The sequence below is a fragment of the Acidobacterium sp. S8 genome, from assembly GCF_009765985.1.
GTDB lineage: Bacteria > Acidobacteriota > Terriglobia > Terriglobales > Acidobacteriaceae > Alloacidobacterium.
Genome location: NZ_LMUM01000024.1, coordinates 114,114 through 138,624, shown reverse-complemented (window position 1 = coordinate 138,624; position 24,511 = coordinate 114,114). Strand labels below are relative to the sequence as shown.

Here is a 24,511-nt window from a genome sequence, read left to right as displayed (position 1 = left end):
ACTCACTGATAAGCTCCCTTGCATCGTCCATGACCGAGTGTAGAACATCGTCCCAACAGCCTTGTCGCCCACGTTGTATTCGTTGCCATCCCACGGATGGCCGCAGACGTGCCGGTAGGCAAAAGGGGGTGCCTGCAAACATTCCCCATGCGCCCTTATCGCGGACAGTGGTTGGAGACCATGCTCTTTTGCATCAAAGGGTCACGTGATCCAATGAGGTCCGATTGGTAGAGCGGGACTCGTCTTGTCTGCCGGATCGGTATTACTCCTCTGGTCGCTCCGCAAATCAATGGGTTTTATATGAGCCAGTCCCAGTACCGGTTGTGGTTACGCTTGGTTATATTCACGGCCGTGTCATGCCTGTTGCTTATTGATCGGTTACCACCGCCAACGAATATATGCAGGAGTTACCCAAAAGCGTGTAGGAGATGGTCGGTTCTGTCCTATCTCATGCTTGTGAGCGGAGCATTTGCAACAAAGCCTCGAAGCAAAACACCGCTAAGTTGTTGAAAATTGGTGAGCACAGCAGGATTCGAACCTATGACTTCCACCGTGTGAAGGTGCCGATCCACGCGCAAGTGATTGAGGGCAAAACAGTTATAAGTCGGTAAAACCGGGAAAACCGGCCCAATCGGCGGTATTTGCCACAAAAATGCCACAAAGCCAAGACACATTGAGTGGGTATGGGCTGACCCGCGGGGATCAGCCCAACGAAGTTGATCTGATCAGATCTCAAATGCGGCGACTTTGCGGCGGTCTCGCTCTTGCATTCCGGCGCTGAAAGGCAAGTACTCCATGCTCCAATCCCGCAACATATTGATCAGGCGTACGACAGCGAGGCCTCCCGAATCTGATAATGAATACTCAACATGCAATACTTTGTTGCTCAAGTCTTTCCGTATCACGAGACCATCTCTTTCCATTTCACGAAGGTGCTGCGCGAGCATTTTCTTGGATGCTTGAGGAAACGTGCGACGCAACTCGCCCAAACGTGCCGGCCCATGCTGAAGCCGTGAAAGAATCCGTGTCTTCCATTTCCCGTGAATCAGATCGATGGCAAGTTCAACCAAGCATTCTTCGGAACTCTTGGAATCCCTGCCGACACGCGTCCGGCTTTGCAAGCTAGGTTTAGGGCCTTCCAAGCGCGCATTGCCTCCTTTTAACTTTGTTAACGAATGCAAGGTTCGATTCCGTGTCGATTGACGTCCGGTCCGCTCAGGCAAATTCATCGACATGCTTCACCGCCGAGTAATCTGGAAGGTCTTTTGAATTCGTTCAATTCAAATTGTCTTGAAACCGACCGCGCCTCAAGCTCCGATATCTGCTTGCTCAGAGCTGTCCGGGTGATCTTCAGTCGCTCTGCCGCACGAGTGAAGTTCAGCTCATCCGCTAAAGTAAGCGCTGCATTTTGGAAACCAATGTAAATGGTGACTGGCAAGTCCAAATCCTCGAATTTAGGTCCCCATTGAGTGCTATGTCGATGGCGATTTGCTTCAAATGGTCGACACCTTCCGTAAAAACCTTCTATCTATAAGCGTGTTGAGAACTGGAAAAGTGGACAGGTGGATTAAAGAAATTTTGTCTGGGACTGTTTGTGCTGAATTGACGGCCCATATGACGGTACTCTGCTGTATCTTGGCGCTTATCGCACGAGGCACATAAATCGACACAAATGCGTGCGCGCTCCACGCATAGCTTCGGCTATTGAGCGCCGGTACGCGCAAGAATTAGGACTTGCTGTTTATGCAATCGATATCAACGGCACTAAACCATTCAAAATGAATACTGATAAGATGAGCTGATCGAGTAGTGCACTTTTGACCGCTGAGCCGACGCGTGCCTAACCACGCATGGCTCAAAGGGCGAGAGTCCACGCCTAATTCGATTTCTCTTTCGATTTCGCCCCCCTATCTAGTGACCTACCGCTGAACGGTTGGGGCGTGGTGTAAGAAGAAAAGCAGTACGATCGCCAACGCGACCACAAAGGCGATAAATAGGCCTACGACAAACGTTGCGATTTTTTCCGGGGGTCTGGGCACTCTTGGTGTCAGTTACGCCCGCTTGTCCGTCCTTCAGCTGACGCTCATTTGTCGAAAGCCGCTAAGCCGTCCGCGCCAAGTTGGTGCAAACTAGCTGACGATCGCCATTGCACCTTGCGTTTCTTGATTCTCAAATTCCGGTTTTGGCTCCAGTGCTGCAAGAATGACGGCGGATGCTTTCTGGATCACTTCAAGGCTCTGAGCCAACAGTGATGCGTTGCCGTGATAGAGCTGGATGTAATCAGCCGATGCCGTTCCCGTTTCCAGCCCTACGGCTTTACTCACAACGAACGCAATCGCTTCGGCCTCTGTTTCGCGCACGGTCTTTGTCGTTGCGGTGCGACGCTCGGATTTATGAATCATCTCGTGGCTCAACTCATGGACCAGGCAAGAAAACTCTTCGGCCTTCGACTGTCCGGGAAGCAAAACGATCTTTCCGCCATAGCTCATGCCCATTGCCGGCGCAATGCGTTCGTTGAATTCAAGCTCGATGCCCTGAGCGTTGATGAAATCGATGAGGCGATCACGGTTTGCGCCAGCATCGCCGCTGACTCGTGCATGTTCCGGAAGCCCCATGCCTTCGGTCTGCGAAATGTCGAAGACATAGGCTGCGCGAAAACCAATCAGAATGGTAATATTCTGCCGCCTCAAATCTTTCTTGGATTCTTCCCGCGGCTCGCGTTTGGCCCCAATGATGGGAGCAAGAATGCGGATGCCTCTCTCACCTTTCTTCACCCTACGGCCAAGCTGGTTCCATGTGTAGAATCCGGCGACGTGGGTTGCGTCGGGCTTCTGCCGTGCAATCTCGAGGATGTTGCCGAAAGAGTAGTTGTGAAAGCGGCTCATGGCGGTAGGTAAGCTGTCAGCATTTCGCTATGTCCCTGCTCAAGCTGCTGGATAAGGTGTTGCACGTTGGCGGCGATTACTTCTTTCGCCGTCTGCCGCTGCTGTTGCTTTTGCTCTCTTCTTTCCATTGTTTTTGCCTCCTGGCTGCCCGGTTGGGCGTTTTTGTTTCTCACCAGCGCAGCGAGACAAAAACCGCTGAACGGTCAGACAGGACAGAACGACGACCGGGAGCCGGCGTAGTCCCGCGTGGCAGGCGCGGCCAGTGACAAAGTAGTTCTTGGACTTTGGCGCGCAGTCGGCGCTCACCCGAAGGGACGGCCCGGAGCGGCTGAGCGAAGAGAACGATGGGGATCGGCGAAGTAGCCGAAAGTTGCGTCAGCTACCTTGCCCTTCGTTCTTTTAATCGGTACAAAAGCGCTATGCTGAAGAAGGTGCCAGCGGTTTCACGAAAGATAGGCGTCATCGAGACCACGGACTGCCTGCCAGTCTCGAAGCTTCCAGAGGGAGCGGAATGGACCTAAGTAATATGCGGTTTTTCGACCGTAAGTTAATTAGAATCAGTGAAAAATACCAACGATAATGTCAGTTGTCGTTGTAAATATTTGTGCTAGGCTGAATTCGTGCAAAATAGCCTCCAGCTACCCTCCGGCTACCAGGAACTCCTCCAGGAGCTAAAAGGACGCATCCGTACCGCCCAGGTCCGCGCCGGCCTCGCTGTCAGCCGCGAGTTGGTTCTCCTCTATTGGTCGATTGGCCGGGATATCCTCGCTAGGCAGGGGACCGAGGGATGGGGTACCCGGATTATCGACCGGCTTGCCCATGATCTCCAGAATGAATTTCCCGGCATCGAGGGCTTCAGCCCGAGAAGTCTTAAGTATATGCGGGCCCTGGCGGAGGCCTGGCCGGAGGAACCAATTGTGCAACAGCTTATTGCACAATTGCCTTGGGGCCACAATGTGCGTGTTCTGGACCGGATCAAGGACCGGCCGACGCGGTGCAAAGGGCGACACGACCAAACCTGGTCGAACTACATCGGGGCCATGTGCTGGTAATGACTACGCCCGAGGGTGAGAAGCGCAGATTTGAAGGCATCGTTGAGCTGGCACAATGGGCGACAGCAAAGGCCATCGGGACGGAAGAGAACGAGTGGCTTAGAAATGGCCAGGATCTGAGCTGATAGGTTCGTAGCGTTCCCGACGGGGTTGTAGAGGACAATATGGCGCCGAAAGTGGCGGAGCTCGCGATTTTTTGTCTGGCCGGATGTGCATCCCTGACGGCTCAACAGCAACACTTCTCGGGGAACGTCCGGACCGGCGAGAGCTACACCCGCGATCTAGGCCGAGGCCTCGTGCTGGTAGTGACTACGTCCTCCATTCAAGTGCAGGCGGCTCCAACTCATCAAGGAGCCGATGATTTCAGCGGCTGTGTGACGCCGCCATTTCATGGCCCTAATCCTACCGGGCTAGAAGCCTGGCAGTTTGTTACCGAACAAAATGAGCCGTTGCCGAAAGCAGAACTCGATGCGCTACATCGTCGCGAGTTTCACTTTGTCCTTACTACTGCGGACAATCATGCTGCTTGCAAGAACCTCGATGTTGCAGAGCACCGTCCGCCGATAAAGATGAAAGACGGCACCCTCGTGTATGGAACGCCTGGTTACAAATCGCCGCAATTGGGGACGGGCGTGGTGACACTCTCAGAAATTGAGTTGACCCAGGTTGGAGCGGGTCAGAAGGCAGAAGTTCAATCTCTTGTCTTCACTGCTGACATCACCCTCCCGATTGCGAAGGCAGAAGGTAAGTGAAGCAATGATTCCATTGACAACTCATACGCTAGACAAAAGCGGCCATTTCCAGCCGCTTCTGAAATATACACAGCCCATTAGCTTCGAAATACAGCCGTGGCCCGAGTACTGAGATAGCCGTCTTCACGAAGAGCCTTGTTCTTTTCGGGAATCATGGCCAAAGTCGCGTGAGGGAATTGTTTGTCATAGTTTTTTGGAATTACTTTTCGTAGGGTGCTGAGTCTCAAACTTGGCCGATGACAAGGCTGGCTCGAGCCGCCTCGACGATATCGACCGAGATAATCTGGATAGTCGACGACACAAAGCACCTCAAAAGCTACGACAAATAATTCCTCAAACCACAGACTAGGACATCTACTCATAGCGGTGCAGGGCATCTCTCAGAGAGAGCTGGCTCGAAGGCTCGACGTTCCATGAGGCGCAGATCTCTCGGGATGAGCGCCACGAATATTCCTATGCGCGACCTGCTAGACCTCAAGCCACAGGATGAAGAATATTTCGGCGGTCTGTGCGAAGCGGTGTTGGAGCGCGATGGGTACCGCTGCTGTGTCTGTGATGCGCCGGGTCGAGACAAGCGCTCGATCATTGTTCATCACCGGTACCAGGGAAGTCGGTACTTAGTTTGATGATCTCTCTCTGCCCTGGCTGCCACGCGAAGGTTCATCGGACGAAAGCTGTTATGTCCGAAATGTCCCCGCTGCTCTTGATCTTCTGGCGAGAGCAATATCCAGAGGTCACGAACAAACAACATTGAACTTCAACCCCTTAAGGGCGGCGCAGCAAACTGACCCTATAAATAACGTTGAGGAAGGCCACATTGTGAGCTTGGAATAACGCTTCTAAATGCAATGCTCTGGAGTGAAGTGAGGATCTGTAAATCGGACCCAAACCGATTCGACTGCTGAGAGCTCTAGTCCCAACTGATACAGAAATCCAAGGTGGTCGTAGAGTAATTATTACTGAAGGTGATTCATGAGCGGTATAGTCAGCCCGCCGGCTGTCATGAGCACTTTATCCAAATGGGTGCCTGCACTGTATGCGGTCAGGTGAAGCGTTTTCGGAACGTTGCTGCCATACTGTTGCAGCACTAGCGAATAGGCACCAGGCTGTTTTCCCTGCAATGGAATGTCCAAGGTCATGGCGCCTGAACCTTTAGCGAGCGACGTAAACACTACGGGGACGCTCTGCCCGCTAGGGCTCGCCAACTTGATTTGGCTGATGCACGCGGTGTCACCTCCCTGCAATGTCAGCTGCCCGTTCTTTCCGGCCATCAAAGCGTCGATTCCTATCAGCTTCCAGTCACCACCCTCGTACTGCTGGAATGTGAGTGTTGGCCATTCAAATGAACGGAAGCCCCAGTAGCCGCGAAGTGTACCTTGCACAAAACGGCCCGTTACATTGGCTTCCGGAGCAACTGAGCTGGCAGCTGACTGCAAGGCATTGCGCACGCTAGCGTCGGTTCGCACAAGGCCGCCGTCAAATGCATCCGGCTTGAGTGGGATGCTTGCCGGTGAAGCGGAGGGGCCAAAGTCAATCGAGAGATCGTGAGCGAACTCTGTAGCGAACAGTAGCGGATCTCCACGCAATGGCAGGGTTAGCGCCGGGTTCGCAAGGCACAAGATCTGGGCCGGATTTGCCAGGCGCAACGGCGGCAGGCGCGCGCTTTGGATTGCCGGTAGCGCAATCACGATCACTGACTTCGGATTGTAAAATGCTGGCGGAGCATTCAGTTTGAGATTTAGGGTGGGGCCTTGCGGAAAGCTGATAGCAGGGATGTACCTGTATTGTGCCGTGCGCATCATGACGGTCAAATGTACCAGGTCGATCAAGGTGCCGACATATGCGGAATAGACAGCGTTATCGGTCTGTCCCGCCTCGCCGAAAAATTCCGACGAAGCACCTGTCGAAATCGCGTCTATGATCGTCTGACCGTGACCGTCATCAAGCAGCAGAGGGGCACTGGCCTGCGTCAGGCAATCAACCTGGTCTTCCACCGGCTGCTCGAAACAGTCGGCGTTCGGCCTCAGGGCCAGCGCTGCAGCAAGTCTTGCTGATCGCGCCTGGATCACTTTCTCGTCATCTAACGCGACTGTTTGCATTCCGGCGAGATAGCGCTCGATACGCTGCTGTTCGAACGAAGCTTTGTTGAGCGAAATATTTGCCCGTATGAAAAGGCCGGGATTTCCCCTCACGGCAGAGCGAAGCGTTTTGAAGTCGCCGTCTGTTTCAGGCGCGACAAACAGCAACGCGCGCTGAGCGCCGTCAGGAACGATAACCAGCGTCCCTTCCAGGAAAGGGCGCTTCCAGGTTTCTATCTTCGTGAACCAATTGTCCGGTGGCTCGTTCGTTGTGCCGCGCAGAAAGGCCACGATCAGCAGCAGGTGGTTCGACTGCGTTGCAGGAAGGTCCGCCTTCACTCGCAGTTTGTCATGCGGCAACAGCTCCGGCACCTCGGCGATCGGCAACGTCGTATTGCCACGCGTGACATAGACATCGATCTTCGGTCCGGGAAGATCGAAGCGGGCATCGTCTGCACGTACAGCTACGGCGCTGCAGAACACCACAAGGCACAGGATGGCTTTCGCTAGTCTCATTACGCTTCCAACTATAGAAAGGAGGTCTATTGAAACCAATGGTGATTGCTACACGAGCTACCATGTGGTTCTACACGGAGACGCCTAGAACGGCTTGCCGACTTATGTCATTCTGCACGGTACAACATACTACTGCGTCGATCCGCGTTGCTTCATGGAAAAGCCCATCCAGGTCTTGGGTTGCGAAAGCTGTTGTTTCACTGGCCGTCGGGCTGCATCGTCACTCCAATCGCCTACTGAACAATACAAGTATCGCGAGGGAGAAGATGATTGCAATGAGCAATCACTCACACATCGCGCTTGTGCGTTGCCATACCATCCACCCATCCGTGTGGAACCACACGGGTATGCCGTGCGGTGGTGCATATAGCCGCTATGTAGCGATACTGATTCCTATGGAGACAGCAGCGCTCTATGATCTGAATCGTGCAGCATACCGAAAGTAGCGAATGACCATACTGATTGTGGAAGACAACCCGACGGTGCGAAGACTTATTCGACGTGCGACCAGCGACATCGCGGACAAAATTTGGGAATGCGAAGACGGCGCCGATGCGCTTGCTGCATACACCGCGGATCGCCCGGACGTTGTGCTCATGGATGTGCGTATGCCGCGTATGGACGGCCTTTCAGCAACGCGGGAGATTCTGCGTCATCATCCAGACGCCAGGATCATCATCCTCACGGACTACAATGACGACGAGCTGCGCAGTGCCGCCCGCGAGGCTGGAGCGTGCGCCTACGCGTTGAAACACAATCTCACCGAACTCGACACCGTGCTTCAGGAAGTGCTGGGACAACCACCATGCGCCTCATCGCCGCGCATCAACTGATCCGGCGCTCTAATGGAGCCGCTCATGGAGTACAGATCGATGTTGCAGTGCAAACCGCGCCAGCGCATTCGCTCCTTCGATATTCAACTTGCGGCACATGTTCGTGCGGTGATTTTCCACCGTGCGGTAGTGGATCGAAAGCTTGTCGCCAATCTCTTTGCTGGAAAGTCCATCCGCGATCAATCGGAGCACTTTTTTCTCTGTAGGAGTCAGCACACTGATGTCAAGTAGCTGTCCGCTCCCGGATGATTCTGTCTTTTGTTTTAGCAGGACAGCGGCCATCGTCGAACCGATGTATGTTCTGCCTGCGCATACAGCATGAATCGCAGCGACCACCTCATCGGTCTCGCTGCCTTTCAGCAGATATCCCTTGCCGCCCACATCCATTGCAGCGCGCATCAGATCCTCATCCGCATGGAACGTCATGAAGACAATGCGTGTGTCAATCTTCTGTGCTGACACCTCGCGTGCCACGCCCAACCCGTTAAGGCCCGGCATGTCTATGTCGAGAATCGCCACCGCGGGCCGCAACTCCATAATCTGCCGCAGCGCGTCGTTACCATCCATAGCCTGCGCAACGACACGCAGGCCCTCGTCTTCTTCGATGGTCGCCTTCAATCCTCGACGTACAACCGGGTGATCGTCCGCAAGCAGTACTTCGATTACCTCGCTCATCGTACTCGCTCAGTCTCCAATGGGAAGTGGATCACAAGCAGGGTACCATTCCCCGTTTCGCTTTTAATCTGGAGTGTCCCTTTCAGCAGCGTGGCGCGCTCGCGAATGCCGGTCAATCCAAATCCTCCAGGGCCGGCCGTCACGCCATGCGGCTCGCTCGGCAAACCCTTGCCGTTGTCTGAAATCGTCAGCAACACGGACGACTTCGTTTTTTCCGCTGTCACCATGCCCCGGCTCGCATCGGAATGCTTCACGATATTATTCAGGGCCTCCTGCACGATGCGGTAGACGTTAATGCGCAGCTCCTCCCGAAAGGCATCGACAATGTCCGCGATCTCTGCCGTTAGATCGATCTGCGACGCACGCGCCACCGTCTTCACCAGCGCCTGGATTGCTTTTGAAAGTCCCAATCGGTCAAGTTGAAATGGTCGCAGCGCGTATGAAATCGATCGCGTCTCCTCGATCGCCTGCGTGGCCTCGGTATGGATCTCTTCAATCGTCTGGTGCTTGTCTTCTTCGGTTGGCGCCTTCCCCTTAGTCCGTAGCAGAAAGAGCGCGAGGTTGTTGATGATAATCAGCCGCTGGCCCAGACTATCGTGCAACTCTGCGGCAATGCGCCGCCGTTCGTTTTCCTGGGATGCGATCAATTCGCGTGAGAATGCCTGCTGTGCTGCATTTGCACTTTTTAGCCGCCTCACGCGGTAGTGCCACACGATTGCCACTGCAAACAGAGCCGCAAGAAAGACAATGGCGAGAAACCATGAGCGGCGATAAAAAGGGGGAATCACGGTGACCGGAAGTATGCCGTCCGCAAGACTCACGACGCCGTCACTGTTTCTCGCTGACACGCGAAAAATGTAATTCCCGGGCGGCAGCAGCGTGTAGTAAGCCGTTCGCCGGTGGCCCACTTCCTGCCAGTTGTCATCCACCCCGTCCAGCTTGTAGCGAAACGAAATCTGTTCCGGCTTCGAGTAACTCAGCGCCGTGTACTGCACTTCAAGATTCGTCTGCCCTGGGCGTAACACCACCTTGTTCACTGCATTCTGCAGTGCATGTTCCACCGACGCCGACTCGATGACGATGCGTGGCGGCTCCTCGTCAACGGGAATGGATACAGGATCGACAATAGCGACACCCTTCTGGGTTGGAAACCATAGCAAACCATGAGCGTCCTTGGCTCCTGCCGGCCAGAAGCCCCCGCTGCACTCCGCGCTCAACATCCCATCGGCACGCCCATAGGCGACGGAATCGACCCGCGCTTCGCGCCCATCCGCCACGTCGCTCAGTTGTTTCCTGCTCACGCGGTAGATGCCGCGGTTGGAGCTGATCCAGAATCGTTCCTTCGCATCTTCAAGAATCTGGAGTGCGCCATTGTCGTAAAGCCCAGAGCTCTTATTGAAACTTACCCATCTGCCATTTCGAAGCCAGCCGATACCGCCATCGTAAGTGCCCACCCAGATGGCGCCGGTGCTGTCTTCCATCACGGAGTCAACACTATTACTGGGCAGACCCTGCGCCTCAGTCCAGCGAGTCATCACTCCGTTGTGCATGCGCGTCAGTCCACCATATCCTCCTATCCACGTGTCTCCTCTGCTGTCCTCGAAGATCGCGCGCACATCGTCGGACGCCAAGCCGTCGTGTGTCGTCAACCAGTGTGAGTTCGCTCCGGCAAGCAGGTAGATACCCTTCGGCGTGCCCAGCATCATGCTGCCATCCCGCATTTGGTGGATAACCTGAATGTCCGGTAACTTCTCTTTCGGCGAGCCGGGAGGCACCGTCAGCCTCCCTCCGGAATACACCCTCAGTCCGTTAAGCGTCCCCACCCATATCTTCCCAGAGCGATCTTCTCCAAGTGCAGTCACCAGGCCCGGCACACCGTCTGCTTTTGTGAAGGCCGTAATATGACCGTCATGCACGCGCGACAATCCCGCGGGCCAGCTCCCTATCCACATATCGCCCGATCTGGACCTCATCACGGGATACGCGATGTCACTCGCCAGGCCTTGTGCTGAAGACAGTGTATTGATGGACTGACGCTGGATTCGGAATAGTCCTTCACCCTCCGAGCCCACCCACATGTTGTTCTTTTTGTCGGAAACGATGACGCTGTAGGAGATGTCTTTATCTACACCGCCTGACGGAAAAACAAGCGTGCGGGTAAAGTCTTGCGCGACCTGCACTTTCCAGTCGTTCTTGGTTGAATTTTGAAAATTGGTCGTAACCGTTCCGGCATTCACGACCAACGTGCCGTCAATCAGCCGCCCCGTGCGGCCGTCCGTCATGCCGATCCATACGATCCCGTCCCGACCCACTACGGCGCTCAGAATCGACGCGGGCGGCATATCCTTTGGCAAGGGATAGGAACGCAGCTCACCCCGCGTGAAACATAGCAGATGTCCATCCCGGATGGCCCAGAATCCAGTGTCTTCCCACCACATGGGAATGAAATGCGTGTCGTCGCGGTTGAATGCTTCCTTCTCGAAGCGCGCGAGCTGTGGCGTCCAGCGATATATCTTACCGTCGGAATCTACCCAGACGCTTCCGTGGCGATCGTCTGCGACAGCTGTAACCGAATATGGACGTAGTCCGACATTTTCCATCATCGGCTCGAAGCGGCCGGCATGATATCGAATGAGATTGCGATCTTCGCTCGGGAGCCAGAGATCACCGCCGTCTCCTGACGCCATCGCTACAAAGCGGTTGGACGTGATACTGGGTGTGTTGCTCTTGTCGAAGACTGTAAAACGGATACCGTCGAATCTAGCAACGCCATTGAGGGTGGCGATCCAGATGTAGCCATCGGGTGCGAGAACAACGCCCCGAACGCGATTGTCCGGTAGGGCGGAGTCGGCTGTCCACTGTGTCGATCGGTATTGCGCCCACGCACTTTGGCTGGCAGTGATAACCCACAGCACAGCGCATGCGAGAGAAAACACGTTGCCTCGAGCGCATCTTTCTCTGCCAGCATACGTGCCACGTGGCCGCTGCGACATGCCTGCACCTTCCTCAACACAAGCTAGCTTAACCCATAGAAGATGCGGTCATTGTACCCGTTCCAGATCCCTTCGCGCCGCCCCATCTGGCCGTAACTATGCGGAACTACACGGCTTACTCATGTAGCGCCACACCCCCCAATCGTGTAGCGTCACGGATTCTTTTACGCGCCTGTCCTACGTAACATCACGCATCAAGGAGATCTACCATGAGCGCAAAAAAGCGCATTTCAAAAGTTCTCGCACTACTCATTCCTTCTGGCGTAATCGGCATTTCCGCCGCTCTCGCCGCAACGTCGGCTCACGCGGAGAGCTCCGCCATCCCAACCACCAGCAAAATATCGGTGGCCGAACGCCTCAGCGAAATCCGCACCGCCATTTCCTCGGTCAACAGCAATATCGTCAAGGGCCCGTCCGGTGCGAATCTCATGCTTGCTGAATGGCTGAACGTCGGCAGAGGGTTCGGCTGGCGGAATGGCGGCTGGGGAAACGGCGGCTGGCACAACGGTGGCTGGGGAAACGGCGGTTGGCATAACTGGGGCAATGGGGGCTGGCACAACTGGGGCAATGGTTGGCACAACTGGCACAACTTCTGGCACAACTGGTAACCCTTAGCCCACCCTATCGCACGAAAGGATACAAGAGTCATGCAACCCTCGGAAACACGGATTCAAACCATCGTTCTGCAGCCCACACCGTTTTGCAATATCCGTTGCAAATACTGCTATCTACCGACCCGCGACGACACTTCGGTCATGGGCATCAACACCGTGACCGCAAGCTTCGAAAGGGTCTTCGACTCTCCCTACGCGGGGAGTCAGATCACCGTCATCTGGCATGCGGGAGAGCCACTCGTACTCCCGGTCACATATTACGAATCCGTCTTCCAGGCAATCGAGCGGCTTCGGCCCCCCACAGTAGAAATTCGCCATTCCTTCCAGACCAACGGAACTCTCGTGACGAAGGAGTGGTGCGATCTCATCCGCCGTTGGAACGTCGGCGTCGGCGTCAGTATCGATGGTCCTCGCCACATGCACGATGCGAACCGTGTCACTCGCTCGGGCAAGGGAACCTTTGATCGTGCGATCCGCGGAGCGCGGCTGCTCAAACAGGAAGGCATTCCATTTCATGTCATCTCCGTACTTTCAAAAGAGGGTCTGGAATGCCCCGAGGAATTGCACGACTTCTATATCCAGGAGGGAATTGAAGACGTCTGCTTCAATGTGGAGGAGTCCGAAGGCGACCACGTCTCCGAGCTCATGACGCTCTCGCGGGACAGCATGCGCGAGAAGTTCCGCTCCTTTCTGCACCGCTTCTGGAGCATCGCCCGCCGGAATCCCGGCATCAATTTCATCCGCGAAATCGATGGCCTCATCCCCCGCATCTTTCGTCCGGAAGAGGCGCAGATCGGCAATGAGCAGGTCGAACCCCTGGCCATGCTCAATATCGACTGTCATGGCAACGTGTCCTCATTTTCTCCCGAACTGCTCGGTTACAAGAACGAACGCTACAACAACTTCATCGTAGGCAATGTGCACCGGGACACACTTGAGCAAATGCTCAGGAGCCCGGCAATGAAAGCCATGGTCACTGACATCCGCGCCGGCGTCGAAGCCTGCCGGAAAGAATGCGACTACTTCTCTCTGTGTGGCGGTGGTTCGCCGGTGAACAAGCTCTCGGAAAATGGCACGTTCGCCAGCACACAAACATCGTTTTGCAACCTCATCCAGATCACACCGGCCAACCTGATCCTTTCGGCCTTCGATCAGATCGAAGCTTCGCTGACAAGGGCCAAAAAGCCAACCCGGCAGGCCCAGCCTTTCGCTCTTTCCAGCGCGATGGATCTTGAACCAGCCGCACCTCTCTGCGTGTAACTCAAAAAAAATCCTCAACGACAAAGGAATAATTCGATGCGAAACACGACAAAATTCGCCGCACTTCTGAACGCCGCGCTGATGCTCACAGGCATCGGCAACGCGCAAACCAATTCTCCGCGCGCAACCGCCGCGCCCAACCCTCAGCCGCATGAAGTGGCATCTGCGCCGCAGCAGACTTCTGCGCCGGACCAGGACGAAGCTCCGCATACGGCGCCCATTTTCTGGATCACAAGCGTCGAGGTGCTGCGCAGTACGCATGGTCCGCAGTTGGATGTCGTGCGTGTGCGTGGCCTCGTCCCCACCGAAGGCTGGGAGTCTGTCGAACTCGTGCCCATTACGAAGGGCACGTCCTCTGACGGCATCCTGGACCTGGCGCTGATAGCCGACGCGCCGAGCGAAAGCACCGCCCCAACCTCGTATCCTGAGGTGGAGGCCGTCTTCACCATCGAACCCGGCCATCCCTTCAACGGCGTGCGCGTACACGGAGCGGCCAACCGCGTCGTGTTGAAATCCATGCCCGGCTATGCGGAGTCCGCTCCTGCGCCCAAAGACTGCGTTACCTGCACAGGCAAACTCTTCGTCCCTCGGGGTCAGACAGCGCCGGCCAACCGCTCGCAGGACAGCATCGTCCGTGAAGAGGACCTGCCGCGCAATCTCCGAGTCATCCGCGAATCGGACGGCATCGGCAGCCTCGACTCCGACCCCAACCGCATCACCCTTCTCCTGAACGAGAAGAACGAGATCGTCACGGCAATGTGGGACTAGCTCGCGCAGCTAGCACCTGTACCTCAAAGAGCATGAACCACCGCATCACTTACAAATTCTTAGATCGCACAAAGGAGCCCCACCATGAAACGTCGTAACTTCATCCTCACCACCATCGCCGGCGCTGCCGTGCTGTGCACCATGGCAGTTGCCCAGGCCGTGCCCGCGCCCTACGTCAACATCGATCACTACCGCCACGGCAACCTCGCCGCGGCGCAGTACAATATCGTTCAGGCCTTCGGCTTCATCAGCGATGCCCAGCGCGCCAACGACAGCCATCTCGGCGGTCACGCGGAGAGAGCAAAAGATCTGCTAAGTCAGGCCAATCAGGAACTCCGTTTCGCGGCTGACGTTGCCAATGAGCGTGGGCGTCAATAGCCGCTGCAGTGATTTTTCTGCGAAACCCGCAGGCCTGCACCGTGTTCTCGCGGTGCAGGCCTTCTTTCTTGAAATCAGATCCGCCTGATTTGGAAATATCTAAAACGCCAGTTCCTGAAAGTTATTTCCTCTTTGGTTGTGGGGGTTGCGGATTTTTTGATGATTTCGGGGATTTGGTATCGTTCTGGGAGATTCGGGCGTTGCTTCCCCTTAGGCTTCGTGGCGATTTGGATCCTGAATCCGCCGTGCTCCACTTTGTTCAGAATGACGAAAAGAACGAACGACACTGATGGCAACGACAAATGCAATGACAAGTATCAGTGCAAGCCGGAATGACGTGCGAAGACTGACGCAACGACAACTGGTAGCCCTGGCTTTCTTCCCCTTGAGCGTGAGTTTCAACTGGAGCAGAATATGGGTCCTTCGGTTCGCTCAGAGTGACGGCCGAAGGATAGAGGGGGCGTTGATGGACGGGGACTGCTGATGCGATAGGGGGAGGGGCCATGCCGCCCTGCCGCGAATCGCGTCCTGGCCTGTGCGGTGTGCCGCCGTCGATCTACTCGCACCGACCTGAGAGAGGGCGGATACTGACAACCAAAGAAGCGGGCATTCTTCGATAACGAATCAGTTCGTGCGTTCCGCATTCCATTGCGCGTGCTGCCCATGAATGCCGTAAATGCCGGACATCCCGGTAGCGGTAATCTGCCCACGGAAAGTGAGGACATCCCTGGTATCGGTGCTGAACTCGATGCTACTTCCATTCACCCAACCCTGCAGCTTGCCATGTTGCCTGGGACCGTGGAAGGTGCCATAAAGAATGTTGCCATTTTGTGTGATCTGAATCTGTTTCAGTGAGCTGCCCGGCCCGTCTACGTTATAGGCATAGATCGTCCAGTTTCCGGAAAGGTTCTGTGCGGGTGGGTTTTCTGTGCTGCCGGTGACCGTAGACGCTGGAGGCGCGACAGTGGCTGGTGCAACCGGTCCCCCCTGCGAGCTGTTCTGGTCGGCGAAATCGGCAGCGAGCTGAAGCTCCTCGTTAGCCTGGCGCAGCAAGTCTTTCGCCCTGCCCGCATGGCCGCCGAGATGGCTGTCGTTGGCGTGCTGAGCATCGCTGATACTGGCGAATGCCTGAACGATAGACTGCTGTGCGGCGGCAAGATTACCGTGCTGCTGTGCATCGATAGTGACCGTCGGAACCTGCGCTGCCGCGACGGCAGAGCCGATGGCGAGGCTGGAGAGAATGACGAAGATTGTGCTATTAGATTTCATGACGTTTCCTTTCATAATGCAAGAGTGGATTGAAGGAATAGGGAAATAATGGTGATCTGGTCTCACACGGCAAGGGACGGTATCGTCCTTTTATTGAGCATGTGTCATATGGTTTGGATCGGAGTTGAGGCGCTGCTTCCTTCCGGTAGGGATTAGAGCGGCGAGCACCTTCGAAGTTCGCTTATTGCCCCCATAGAGTCCCTCCTTGATGATTGATGTTAGTCAGAAGACAGAGGCAAACCAATCCGTGACACTACACAAAACCAACTGTGGCTCTACACTCTAATCCGTGCGGTTCCACATAGCTTTGAGCTAATAACCGGCGCATGAACAAAGGAAAATTGCGCTGACCAGGCAGGTTAGCGCCGAATGAAGCCAGATCCCACATCATCGTTTCATGATGAGGTTCGCTACGGTGTTGCAGAGCGCAGCCAATAGGCGCCGGCTGCACGAAGGCGCACTTATCATTGTTATTGGAAAGAGCGACACCACGTCTTCGCGCAGATCGGTGTGCCCTGTGAATGCAATGTCGAATAAGTTTTCGAACGTTAGGGTTGTCTTCAACGATTAAGATATTCAATTCTTCCCCAAGAGCGGTACTGGGCGAGCAGGTCTTTTCGACCGGCTCGCCGCTAAGCGAATGGTTAACCGGTGTTACTGTTGGCTCTGGGACTGGCTGGAGTTTTCCAGCATCAGGAGGCCGATTCCATTGCCATCGACTTCAACTGCCAGCACCCGGTTCGCATCGATCGGATAGTAGCCGAATGCCCCCGGCTGCTCGAAGCTGTTCGAGTTGAGTCCAGTCAGATGCAACAGCCCGGTGGAGGTATCCTCCAAACCAGTAAGAGGCGTGCTGGCATACGTGTCGAAGGGCGTGGTGAGCTTCTGCAGGTTCGGGTTCTGAGACGTATAGTCCGTATACCCGTTGAAGGTATCGTTGCTGATCGTAGCTGGCCCCGCCGCGCCATAAGGCTGTATGTATTGCTGCCCGTTCAGGAATCCCTGAATGGCCACCGCGTACGTCCCCTCGTAGTCAGCGAGGCCATTCTGCGCATAAGCAAGCCCGCTGGTTTGTTCTATGTTGTCAGAGCCCATGATCATCGCATTGCCGTTTCCATCCAGGTACAGGACGAAGGACAAGGCGATGTTCGACAGATTGGAGGGAACGACGTTTGTGATTACGACGCGGCCGGTAGGACTGACCTGATAGGACGCATTACTGAAGCTGTTGCCGGTGTTATTGTCTAGATCGTTGAAGGCCAACAGACCCGAGGCGGTTCCGTTCGATGCAAAGATGAACGCTCCTCCCATGATCAGGGGTCCATTCGTATCTTGGCCGATGCTGCCATGGATATAGGTCTGGCCGGATACGCTCTGAGCATTGAACGTTCCAGTGTTTGTTCCCTGAGCGAGCGCTGTTCCGCCCAGGTCGGCGTTGAGTCCGTCTCCCACGCTTTCGATCAGCTGAATCGTTGTGCCGTTGATGTATCCGCTGAATGTAATGCCGGATACCTGTCCGGATGCAGACGGCGTGAGGCCGATAGTGACGCGGCCAAAGGAATCTGGAGAGCTGATGGATCCGGAAGAGAAGCTCTGTCCCAGCAAGGTGGTCCCGCCTCCGTCATTCAGGTCGAAGACGCTGTTCGAGATTGAGAGCTCAGTGCCGGAGAAGTTAAGCACGCCTCCGATCGCCAACTGATAATTATCGTTGGTGTTGATCCCATTTACGGAAAAGGCATAGCCGCCCGAGGGCGCCGCTGCCGAGGTCTGCAGATCGATGGATCCGGTCGCCGCTCCGAAAGAGTCGAACTCCGAGACCAGCAGTCTTGTGCTGGATACGCGGCTGGCTCGCAGAGTTTCAACGCCGTTCACACCAATCTGGCTGTTTGCAGTCCCGAGAACAATCTGGATGTTCTCTCCAGTGGACGAAATGCTGCTGCTGGAAGGAACCAATGTATCCGTTGACCCCAGGCTGGCATCCGAAAAGTCCTGCTCTCCGGCGCTGATCTCGCCCTTAGTGACGGTGAAAGCTCCGCCAAGGAAGTACGACTGATTATTGTCCTGCCCCGAAAGATGGAACACGTATGTCCCATCGGAGAGGATCGTGGCAGGCGCGGCGGTAATGGTGATTGTCGCCGAGGCGGACTTCGTGTTGTCGGTGACCGAGGTTGCAGTCACTGTGATCGTTGCCGGTGATGGAACCGCCGCCGGGGCAGTGTAGGTAGCAGGCGAATTGCTCGCAGTGCTTGTTGGGCTGATGCTACCGCACTGAGAGCTGCCACAGGTCACACTCCATGTTACGCCGGCGTTTTTGGGGTCATTCGTGACAACGGCAGTCAGACTCATCTTGGTATTGACGACCATTGAAGATGGTAGCTGCGAGGCAAATGATACCGAAATGCCTGTGGACGCGGAGGTGATGGAAATAGCAGCTGAGACTGACTTGGTCGTGTCCGTGACTGAAGCCGTTGTAATGGTCACTGTTGCGGGCGAAGGCATCGCCGAGGGGGCGGTATAGGTGGCGGTTGCGCCGCTGCCTGTGGATGACGGGCTGATCGTGCCGCATGAGGAGCCGCCGCAGGTTACGCTCCATGTGACGCCGTTGCCGGCGCTGTCATTGCTGACGATAGCGACAAGCCCGACGCTCGCGCCCGTACTCAACGAGGTTGGCGGAGGGTTGAGAAAAGCCACCGAAATGAGTTCGTTTGGGGGTGGGTTTGGGCCGGAACTGCTGCTTGAGCATGCGACAGCCATCAGGGCAAGGGCAGTAGCCGATATGAGACCGATAAACTTGCGGCGCGTCATCGCTGTCCTCCATCCTGCAAAGTCTGTGTATAGTCGCGCACCGTGGTGCGCGAGTGAACGAGGAAACCATGAGCATTTCGAATCGTGATCGGCTGACCGTCCACAACGAGCTGTTTTACGAGCAAAACATTCCGCCCTTTCAGGTTCTGAAATCTGCCCTCTATCTGGATCGAGCGTCCGGGGAGAACCACCTGTTGCAGGGCTTGCGACTGGTAAGACCCAAACAGAACCTCAACCGATCCCTGCGGCATCGCCATCACCGCGCAAAAGCCGCTTCGACAGGTGGCGGAGCCGGTCGTTTCGGCTGCCAGGACGATGCCGGTAACCGTAATCGCGGGCGTCTTTGAATCCGTTGCATCCCAGCCGATATATCCGGCGGACGTCCTCTGGTATATATCGGTAGCTTGGGCTTTAACGCTGTCGCGCGCTATCGCGCAAAGTAAGACTGCGAAAAGCGCCAGAATCAATTTCCTTTTCATCTCTCTCTTCCTTTCGGCAGGTGCCGTATTCCTTTGGCCTTGTTGGGTGGAGCGTTATGACGCGTTCCGACGATCTGTCAAGAAGAGTAGGAGAGGAATTCTGCGAGAGATATAGAGGTCGCTACACGAGATACTATGTAGTTCCACACAAGGCGCATCCGCCGCCTCTAGGCAGCGGATGAATGTGACCGGATTCGCCTCACAGGGATCGGCGCTTCGTTTTGCGTGCCGCCTTTGCACTGATTTGGGCATGTTGGCCCTATTCGTCCTGAGTGCCGCAATGCTTTCTGGCCGCGGAGGTAGCGGCAACTCGACGGCCCACCAAACCGGAACAACAAACGTCCTGGTCCGACGAGCTTTTCATCCGCCTTATCTCTTCGGCGGTAGGCACACCCCGCTCCATAGAGCCTTACTGCAATCGCGGTATCCACCGCGCTCCGCTCCAAAGGCATCGCAACACGACAAACTCTGTCAGCTGAGCACTGTCGATACGAGCGATTTAGCACTAATTGACACAGAAGTTTTGTAGTTTGCGCCAGAATAATTCCAGATCGCAGACAATCCAGGAGGTGTGATTCCGGAACCATTTCCGTCGATGTACATGCCGTCAAGATTACTTCTGAACCAAACTGCTAATCAAAAATGTCGAGAGCACTAAAAATACAAATCCATCGGAGATCATAGCTGTGTACTCTTTCGGATTCTTGCTTTTCTGCGGAATGTGGCCCAATGCGGCAAACCCGTAATACAGGCCTCCGGCGATTGCTGCAGGGACAACCCAACCTAGATGGAATAGGCTACAGATTCCCAGAAGCCCTATGGACAGGTTTGCAAACCCTACTTCCCGGACAATCGGAAACGAAGCGCGGTCGCGGATGCCGAAGATCTCCTCAGCAGTGAACCGAGGCTGGATTACCTGCCGTATTCCGGCAATGGCTCGATTCAGTTCCTGTTGTCGCAGCACGGCGGGATAGCTTCAGCCATTCGTCACCGCTCGCAGCGAACGCTCACGCTTGCCGAACGGGAAGACATCTCACGAGGCATTGCTTCCGGTTCGTCGATTCGAGAGATAGCCAGAGGGTTGCAACGGGCAGCGTCTACGGTGAGCCGGGAGGTGGTACGCAACGGCGGCCGGCCTGGAAGTCGGCTCTGCGCCCCGAGGCCTGCCTTCTTGCTACCCAGGTGAAACTGCGGACGATCGTTGCCAGTAAACTGATCCTGGACTGGTCGCCGGAACAGATCTCTGGATGGCTGAAGATGCGGTATCCCAACAACGAGAGCATGCGTGTCCCACGAAACCATTTACCGCAGCTTATTCATCCAGGCACGAGGAGTGTTGAAGAAAGAGCTGATTCAGCACCTGCGGTCCAAGCGGTGTATCCACCGCTCACGGCACTCTCGGGCTGGCGGACAATCCCGAGGTCAGATCGTCGATGCCATCTCCATTCGGGAAAGACCTGCAGAAATTGAAGACCGCGCCATCCCCGGCCATTGGCAGGGCGATCTGCTCGCCGGCACCAGGAACAGTCATATCGCAACCCTGGTGGAACGACATTCGCGGTTTACCATCCTGGTCAAAGTGCCCAGCAAAGACACCGCAACGCTCTGTAATACAGCACGCTGCTGTCGAACGACAGTTCGTTCTTCGTGCGACGAACTTACTGAAAAATGGGATGAGCCGGTCTCTTGGATCGGAGAGACTATCGCTATGAAAAAGCCATCGCAACACCTCATCGCGGAAGTTCCACGCAGCGTCACCAAGGTTGGGATGACGATCGGGATCGATCTTGGGGATGTCTGGAGCCATTACTGCACGCTCAACGAAGATGGAGAAGTGGTTGACCGGGGCGGTTTCGCACGACACTCCCCGGAGTCGAGAAGTGGTTTACCGATCTGTCTCGGGCGCGGATTGCGATGGAGGCTGGAACCCATTCGATCTGGGTCAGCGAACAACTCCGAGAACTGGGCCACGAAGTAATCGTGGCCAACGTGCGCGAGCTAAGGGCGATCTCGCACAGCGACCGCAAGAGCGACACGGTGGATGCGGAAAAGATCGCTCGCTATGCCCGGCTCGATCCGGAGATCCCAAGCGGTGCATCGCCGTGCTGCCGCCAGGTCTGGCTGTGGCGCTTGGTCCGGTTCTCGAACAGATCGCTGCGATGACGGTGAAGATCCAGCAGTACGACCGCACCATCAAGCGACTTACCGAGACGGAGTATCCGGAGACGCAGGCGCTGCTTCAGGTTTACGGCGTCGGCCAACTCACTGCGTTGACCTATGTGCTGACTCTGGGAAGCAAAGAACGCTTCAAGCGAAGTCGCGATGTGGGCTGTTACCTCGGCCTGCGACCGAGACGCAGCCAGTCCGGGGACCGCGATCCGCAACTTGGTATTACCAAGGCTGGAAATATCTACTTACGCTCTCTCCTGGTCGAATGCGCCAACCATGTCCTCGGTCCGCGTGGAAGGGACTCGACGTTACGACAGTGGAGTCTGCATCTGGCCTCGCGTGGAGGCAAGCAGTCCCACAATCGTGCCATCGTTGCCGTTGCTCGCAAGCTGGCAGTACTGCTTCATCGCATCTGGATCACGCAAGAGCCATACATCCCGTTCTACGCAGTAGCTTCCTGAGGATCGAAATCATGTTCACCGTTGCTAAACCCCGCGTCCCGGTGACTGCGTGTCGGATTGGGCCTTCACAAGGCCGGCCGAAAACTGGCAGCATCGACTTCTCCTTCTGACCCCAACCCGTCACAGAGCCACGAACGGCTCACTCAAAGTGCGAATAGAAACACGGTGGAGAGGCAACAACGCGGAACAACCACAACAAACAACAACAAAGGCAAAAGACGCTATGAAGGAAAAGACAAAAAACACTTGACTCCAGTGACCTGCTCATAGAAACCGAGACTTCCCGGGAATTTTCAGATCTACAGCGTACAAGCTGGTCGGGGCATAATTTCGAGATGAACTCACGGTATCGTTTGATCGCGGCGACAACCTTCGTCTTTATGCTGTTCTCTGGGATAGCCACCGCAAAGGTTGCCAATTGGAAGGTTTTCTCGAATCGCGCCGGATGGCGGATTCGCTACCCTGCTGATTGGGATATAGGGAGTTGTGGAAGCTGTCCCGACCCGAGGGCTCCAGGGGTGTTTGTAGACTTCATGCCACATGAAGGCGGGGGACCTCAATGGGTCCGTGGTGGTATCTCCTCTCAGAGACAAGCCGGTTAATATTGGCCTCGATGCTTGGTTCTCGAAAGTGGAGAGGACGGCCAATCTCAATCCACGAAGCAGCGAACACAGATTCGAGCTGAACGGAAAGGCCGCTCTCAGAGTGCGCTATCTAAATAGCGCAGCGGGCGGGACCGAGATGGAAGCGGTCTACGTGGTAGCTGGCTCTCGGAGCTTTTCGATTGAGTTCAGAGGCCGCTCTGCTCCATGAGACGTTGGCAGAAGAGAAAAATGCTGATAGGACGTTAACCGGAGCTTCGAAGCAGGTCAATACTCAAGCCAAACAACAAGGTTGATTCATCGAAGCTTGGATGGTGACGGAACCGCTCTTTCACTACTCCGATGCTTGGCAGCGTCCGGATTGAAGTATGTTCATGAAAAAGCCTGCAATCTCACGCTCTGAGATCGCAGGCTTTCTGAAAATACAATTGTCTTAATGTAATCAGGCTGCTGCCTGTATATTTACCCGATCCGATATTTCCGTGAGAAGCTGGTCAGCATTCTCTTCCTCTTTCTCAATCGATTCGAGAACTGTAGCGTCTTCCTTCAGACCAAGGATCTCGGCCCAATGCCGCAATGTTCCGTAGACAGCTATCTCGTGATGTTCCACTTGCTGGGCCGCACCGATGAGAGCGATATCGCGAACGGTAGGATCAGTCACATCTTTGATCGTGTCCGAAGCCTCGGTCGTTAGGCCGTCGATCACTTTGCAGGTTTCTGTATCCGTCTCACCAACATTGCTCTGAAGTAGACCTTTTACTTTGGTTACATGGCCTTCAGTCTCCTGCAGATGTGTGTGGAACGCATTCGACAATTCGGGGTCTGTAGATTTCTCGATCAAATCCGGAAGTGCCCTTGTAATTTTCTGCTCCATATCAAGCGCCTTCTTGAGGTTGTTGACGTATAGGCTGCGTAGATCTTCGATGTTCGCGGAAAATAGTTTCATGGTTCCCTTTCGAGACAATATCGGCCGCCGCAATAGGGGCGGTGGTTAAAGGTTCGCTAAGATTCACTTGCTCAAATCTAGGCGTTGGACTGAGCAGACACGACCGAGCGGAGCTTAGCTCTTGAATCAGAAAACTTCGATATCGCGAAGCGGCAGATTGTTGTGTCTGATCTACGTGACGTGCCGGGCGGGTAATGATCGATCGCCTCAACCCTGCTATTAGGAGTACCTATCCATCAGTTAAGGTTGGCCACAGGTCGTAAAGTATAACCTTTGCCTCTCGTTGCTGATCACGCCATTGGCGAGTTGTAGAAGGGTCGAGCATTGCACTTGCAAAATATAGCTACGTCAAAGAACGCTCTGCGCGGCATCACAATCAATGAGGCCTCGTATGAAACGACGTCAATTTTTCACCAGTGCCGCAGCTGTGGCTGTTCTTTCCTCTAGATCTGTCGCATGGGCACGTGGGCAAGGCATGCAAGCTAGGCAACCGATGACTGAATCATCCGAAGCTGCTGCCAGTCGTATTCCGCGAGTTTCAACCGCGGGCACAATGCGCGGTGAAATGCTCTATCGCGACCTAGGTTCGACCGGCGTTCAGGTCTCGGTCATTGGGCTGGGTGGCTCACATCTGGGACAAGCTGGTGTTACCGAAGATGAGGCTATACGACTCATTCATGAGGGCCTGGATCGTGGCATCAATTTTCTGGACAATTCGTGGGATTACAACGAGGGGCGAAGCGAAGAACGGGTAGGAAAAGCACTATCCCAGGGCGGCTACAGGCAGAAAGCCTTCGTCATGACCAAGATAGACGGACGCACAAGGGAAGTGGCGACGAGCCAGATTGATGAGTCTCTCAAATGACTCAAAGTGGATCACATCGATTTGCTCCAACATCATGAGGTGCTGCGATACGACGATCCCGATCGTATCTTTAGCGAAGGCGGATCCATGGAAGCCGTATTGGCAGCCAAA

25 protein-coding genes and 1 pseudogene are annotated in these 24,511 nt (G+C 55.2%); 15 read left to right on the top strand and 11 right to left on the bottom strand.

The annotated features are described in order from the left end of the window. Nucleotides 1-725: 725 nt before the first annotated feature. The 3 genes and pseudogenes from GSQ86_RS09160 to GSQ86_RS09150 form a co-directional block, all read right to left on the bottom strand. On the bottom strand, nt 726-1,235 hold the full coding sequence (locus tag GSQ86_RS09160) for a helix-turn-helix domain-containing protein (RefSeq protein ID WP_158749646.1): 510 nt from the start codon (nt 1,233-1,235) through the stop codon (nt 726-728). Then, entirely contained in the window at nt 1,226-1,438 is a 213-nt protein-coding gene (locus GSQ86_RS23855) for a LysR family transcriptional regulator (protein ID WP_216841080.1), read from the bottom strand. Before GSQ86_RS23855 ends, GSQ86_RS09160 begins: the two co-directional genes overlap by 10 nt. Nucleotides 1,439-2,129: 691 nt before the next feature. Further along, nucleotides 2,130-3,013, bottom strand: a pseudogene (locus GSQ86_RS09150) (ArdC family protein). Between the two features lie 492 nt (nt 3,014-3,505). Between GSQ86_RS09150 and GSQ86_RS23850 the strand changes: the two are divergent. From GSQ86_RS23850 to GSQ86_RS09140, 3 genes are read left to right on the top strand one after another with little or no spacing between them, the layout of a single operon-like run. After that, a complete protein-coding gene (locus GSQ86_RS23850) occupies nt 3,506-3,937 on the top strand; it encodes a DUF1016 N-terminal domain-containing protein (protein WP_158749645.1) in 432 nt (143 codons plus the stop codon). Then, nucleotides 3,937-4,062, top strand: coding sequence for a hypothetical protein (locus tag GSQ86_RS23660; RefSeq protein ID WP_256366825.1), 126 nt, complete (start codon nt 3,937-3,939; stop codon nt 4,060-4,062). The genes GSQ86_RS23850 and GSQ86_RS23660 overlap by 1 nt, the downstream gene beginning before the upstream one ends. Before the next feature lie 39 nt (nt 4,063-4,101). Beyond that, on the top strand, nt 4,102-4,689 hold the full coding sequence (locus GSQ86_RS09140) for a hypothetical protein (protein ID WP_158749644.1): 588 nt from the start codon (nt 4,102-4,104) through the stop codon (nt 4,687-4,689). A gap of 956 nt (nt 4,690-5,645) precedes the next feature. Here GSQ86_RS09140 and GSQ86_RS09135 read toward each other — a convergent pair. Continuing rightward, entirely contained in the window at nt 5,646-7,283 is a 1,638-nt protein-coding gene (locus GSQ86_RS09135) for a hypothetical protein (protein ID WP_158749643.1), read from the bottom strand. Nucleotides 7,284-7,558: 275 nt separating this feature from the next. On the opposite strand from GSQ86_RS09135, the gene GSQ86_RS09130 reads away from it, so the two are divergent. Both GSQ86_RS09130 and GSQ86_RS09125 read left to right on the top strand, forming a co-directional pair. Beyond that, a complete protein-coding gene (locus GSQ86_RS09130) occupies nt 7,559-7,729 on the top strand; it encodes a hypothetical protein (RefSeq protein ID WP_158749642.1) in 171 nt (56 codons plus the stop codon). A 3-nt stretch (nt 7,730-7,732) separates the two neighbouring features. Beyond that, nucleotides 7,733-8,116: a response regulator transcription factor gene (locus GSQ86_RS09125; RefSeq protein WP_158749641.1), complete on the top strand. Its 384-nt coding sequence runs from the start codon at nt 7,733-7,735 to the stop codon at nt 8,114-8,116. Between the two features lie 9 nt (nt 8,117-8,125). Here the strand turns inward: GSQ86_RS09125 and GSQ86_RS09120 are convergent, their stop codons facing one another. Together GSQ86_RS09120 and GSQ86_RS09115 are read right to left on the bottom strand one after the other, a co-directional pair. Then, the gene (locus GSQ86_RS09120) at nt 8,126-8,791 is read right to left on the bottom strand and encodes a response regulator transcription factor (protein WP_158749640.1); all 666 of its coding nucleotides are present in this window, start codon (nt 8,789-8,791) and stop codon (nt 8,126-8,128) included. Beyond that, on the bottom strand, nt 8,788-11,727 hold the full coding sequence (locus tag GSQ86_RS09115) for a two-component regulator propeller domain-containing protein (RefSeq protein WP_158749639.1): 2,940 nt from the start codon (nt 11,725-11,727) through the stop codon (nt 8,788-8,790). Before GSQ86_RS09115 ends, GSQ86_RS09120 begins: the two co-directional genes overlap by 4 nt. Nucleotides 11,728-11,993: 266 nt before the next feature. Between GSQ86_RS09115 and grrA the strand changes: the two genes are divergently transcribed. The 5 genes from grrA to GSQ86_RS23015 all read left to right on the top strand — a co-directional run bounded on the left by grrA (nt 11,994) and on the right by GSQ86_RS23015 (nt 15,094). After that, a complete protein-coding gene (gene grrA / locus GSQ86_RS09110) occupies nt 11,994-12,392 on the top strand; it encodes a GrrA/OscA1 family cyclophane-containing rSAM-modified RiPP (RefSeq protein ID WP_158749638.1) in 399 nt (132 codons plus the stop codon). A gap of 39 nt (nt 12,393-12,431) precedes the next feature. Beyond that, complete coding sequence (grrM, locus tag GSQ86_RS09105; RefSeq protein WP_158749637.1) at nt 12,432-13,658, top strand: cyclophane-forming radical SAM/SPASM peptide maturase GrrM/OscB; 1,227 nt, start codon at nt 12,432-12,434, stop codon at nt 13,656-13,658. Between the two features lie 36 nt (nt 13,659-13,694). Continuing rightward, nucleotides 13,695-14,426, top strand: a complete 732-nt coding sequence (locus GSQ86_RS09100) for a hypothetical protein (RefSeq protein WP_158749636.1) — start codon at nt 13,695-13,697, stop codon at nt 14,424-14,426. Nucleotides 14,427-14,510: 84 nt separating this feature from the next. Beyond that, entirely contained in the window at nt 14,511-14,804 is a 294-nt protein-coding gene (locus GSQ86_RS09095) for a hypothetical protein (RefSeq protein ID WP_158749635.1), read from the top strand. Between the two features lie 68 nt (nt 14,805-14,872). Then, a complete protein-coding gene (locus GSQ86_RS23015; protein ID WP_216841079.1) occupies nt 14,873-15,094 on the top strand; it encodes a hypothetical protein in 222 nt (73 codons plus the stop codon). Between the two features lie 334 nt (nt 15,095-15,428). Here the strand turns inward: GSQ86_RS23015 and GSQ86_RS09090 are convergent, their stop codons facing one another. The 4 genes from GSQ86_RS09090 to GSQ86_RS23845 form a co-directional block, all read right to left on the bottom strand. Beyond that, nucleotides 15,429-16,073: a hypothetical protein gene (locus GSQ86_RS09090; RefSeq protein WP_158749634.1), complete on the bottom strand. Its 645-nt coding sequence runs from the start codon at nt 16,071-16,073 to the stop codon at nt 15,429-15,431. Nucleotides 16,074-16,727: 654 nt separating this feature from the next. Beyond that, nucleotides 16,728-18,878 (bottom strand): hypothetical protein, encoded by a 2,151-nt coding sequence (locus tag GSQ86_RS09085; RefSeq protein ID WP_158749633.1) that lies wholly within the window; start codon nt 18,876-18,878, stop codon nt 16,728-16,730. Continuing rightward, nucleotides 18,875-19,357, bottom strand: a complete 483-nt coding sequence (locus tag GSQ86_RS09080; protein WP_158749632.1) for a hypothetical protein — start codon at nt 19,355-19,357, stop codon at nt 18,875-18,877. The genes GSQ86_RS09085 and GSQ86_RS09080 overlap by 4 nt, the downstream gene beginning before the upstream one ends. A gap of 613 nt (nt 19,358-19,970) precedes the next feature. Further along, nucleotides 19,971-20,321 carry a DUF6790 family protein gene (locus GSQ86_RS23845; RefSeq protein WP_371720521.1) on the bottom strand — a complete coding sequence of 117 codons (351 nt, stop codon included), beginning with the start codon at nt 20,319-20,321 and terminating at the stop codon, nt 19,971-19,973. On the opposite strand from GSQ86_RS23845, the gene GSQ86_RS23405 reads away from it, so the two are divergent. From GSQ86_RS23405 to GSQ86_RS23010, 4 genes are all read left to right on the top strand, one after another. Further along, entirely contained in the window at nt 20,310-20,543 is a 234-nt protein-coding gene (locus GSQ86_RS23405; RefSeq protein ID WP_254062259.1) for a helix-turn-helix domain-containing protein, read from the top strand. The genes GSQ86_RS23845 and GSQ86_RS23405 overlap by 12 nt on opposite strands. Nucleotides 20,544-20,642: 99 nt before the next feature. Next, the gene (locus GSQ86_RS23400; protein WP_371720518.1) at nt 20,643-21,335 is read left to right on the top strand and encodes an IS30 family transposase; all 693 of its coding nucleotides are present in this window, start codon (nt 20,643-20,645) and stop codon (nt 21,333-21,335) included. Beyond that, nucleotides 21,251-21,520 carry a hypothetical protein gene (locus tag GSQ86_RS23840; RefSeq protein WP_371720538.1) on the top strand — a complete coding sequence of 90 codons (270 nt, stop codon included), beginning with the start codon at nt 21,251-21,253 and terminating at the stop codon, nt 21,518-21,520. Before GSQ86_RS23400 ends, GSQ86_RS23840 begins: the two co-directional genes overlap by 85 nt. After that, nucleotides 21,460-21,987: a transposase gene (locus GSQ86_RS23010; protein ID WP_216841078.1), complete on the top strand. Its 528-nt coding sequence runs from the start codon at nt 21,460-21,462 to the stop codon at nt 21,985-21,987. Before GSQ86_RS23840 ends, GSQ86_RS23010 begins: the two co-directional genes overlap by 61 nt. Before the next feature lie 1,044 nt (nt 21,988-23,031). Here the strand turns inward: GSQ86_RS23010 and GSQ86_RS09065 are convergent. After that, entirely contained in the window at nt 23,032-23,535 is a 504-nt protein-coding gene (locus tag GSQ86_RS09065; protein WP_158749631.1) for a ferritin-like domain-containing protein, read from the bottom strand. Nucleotides 23,536-24,028: 493 nt separating this feature from the next. Between GSQ86_RS09065 and GSQ86_RS09060 the strand changes: the two genes are divergently transcribed. Further along, complete coding sequence (locus GSQ86_RS09060) at nt 24,029-24,400, top strand: aldo/keto reductase (protein ID WP_216841077.1); 372 nt, start codon at nt 24,029-24,031, stop codon at nt 24,398-24,400. Nucleotides 24,401-24,511: the final 111 nt, after the last annotated feature.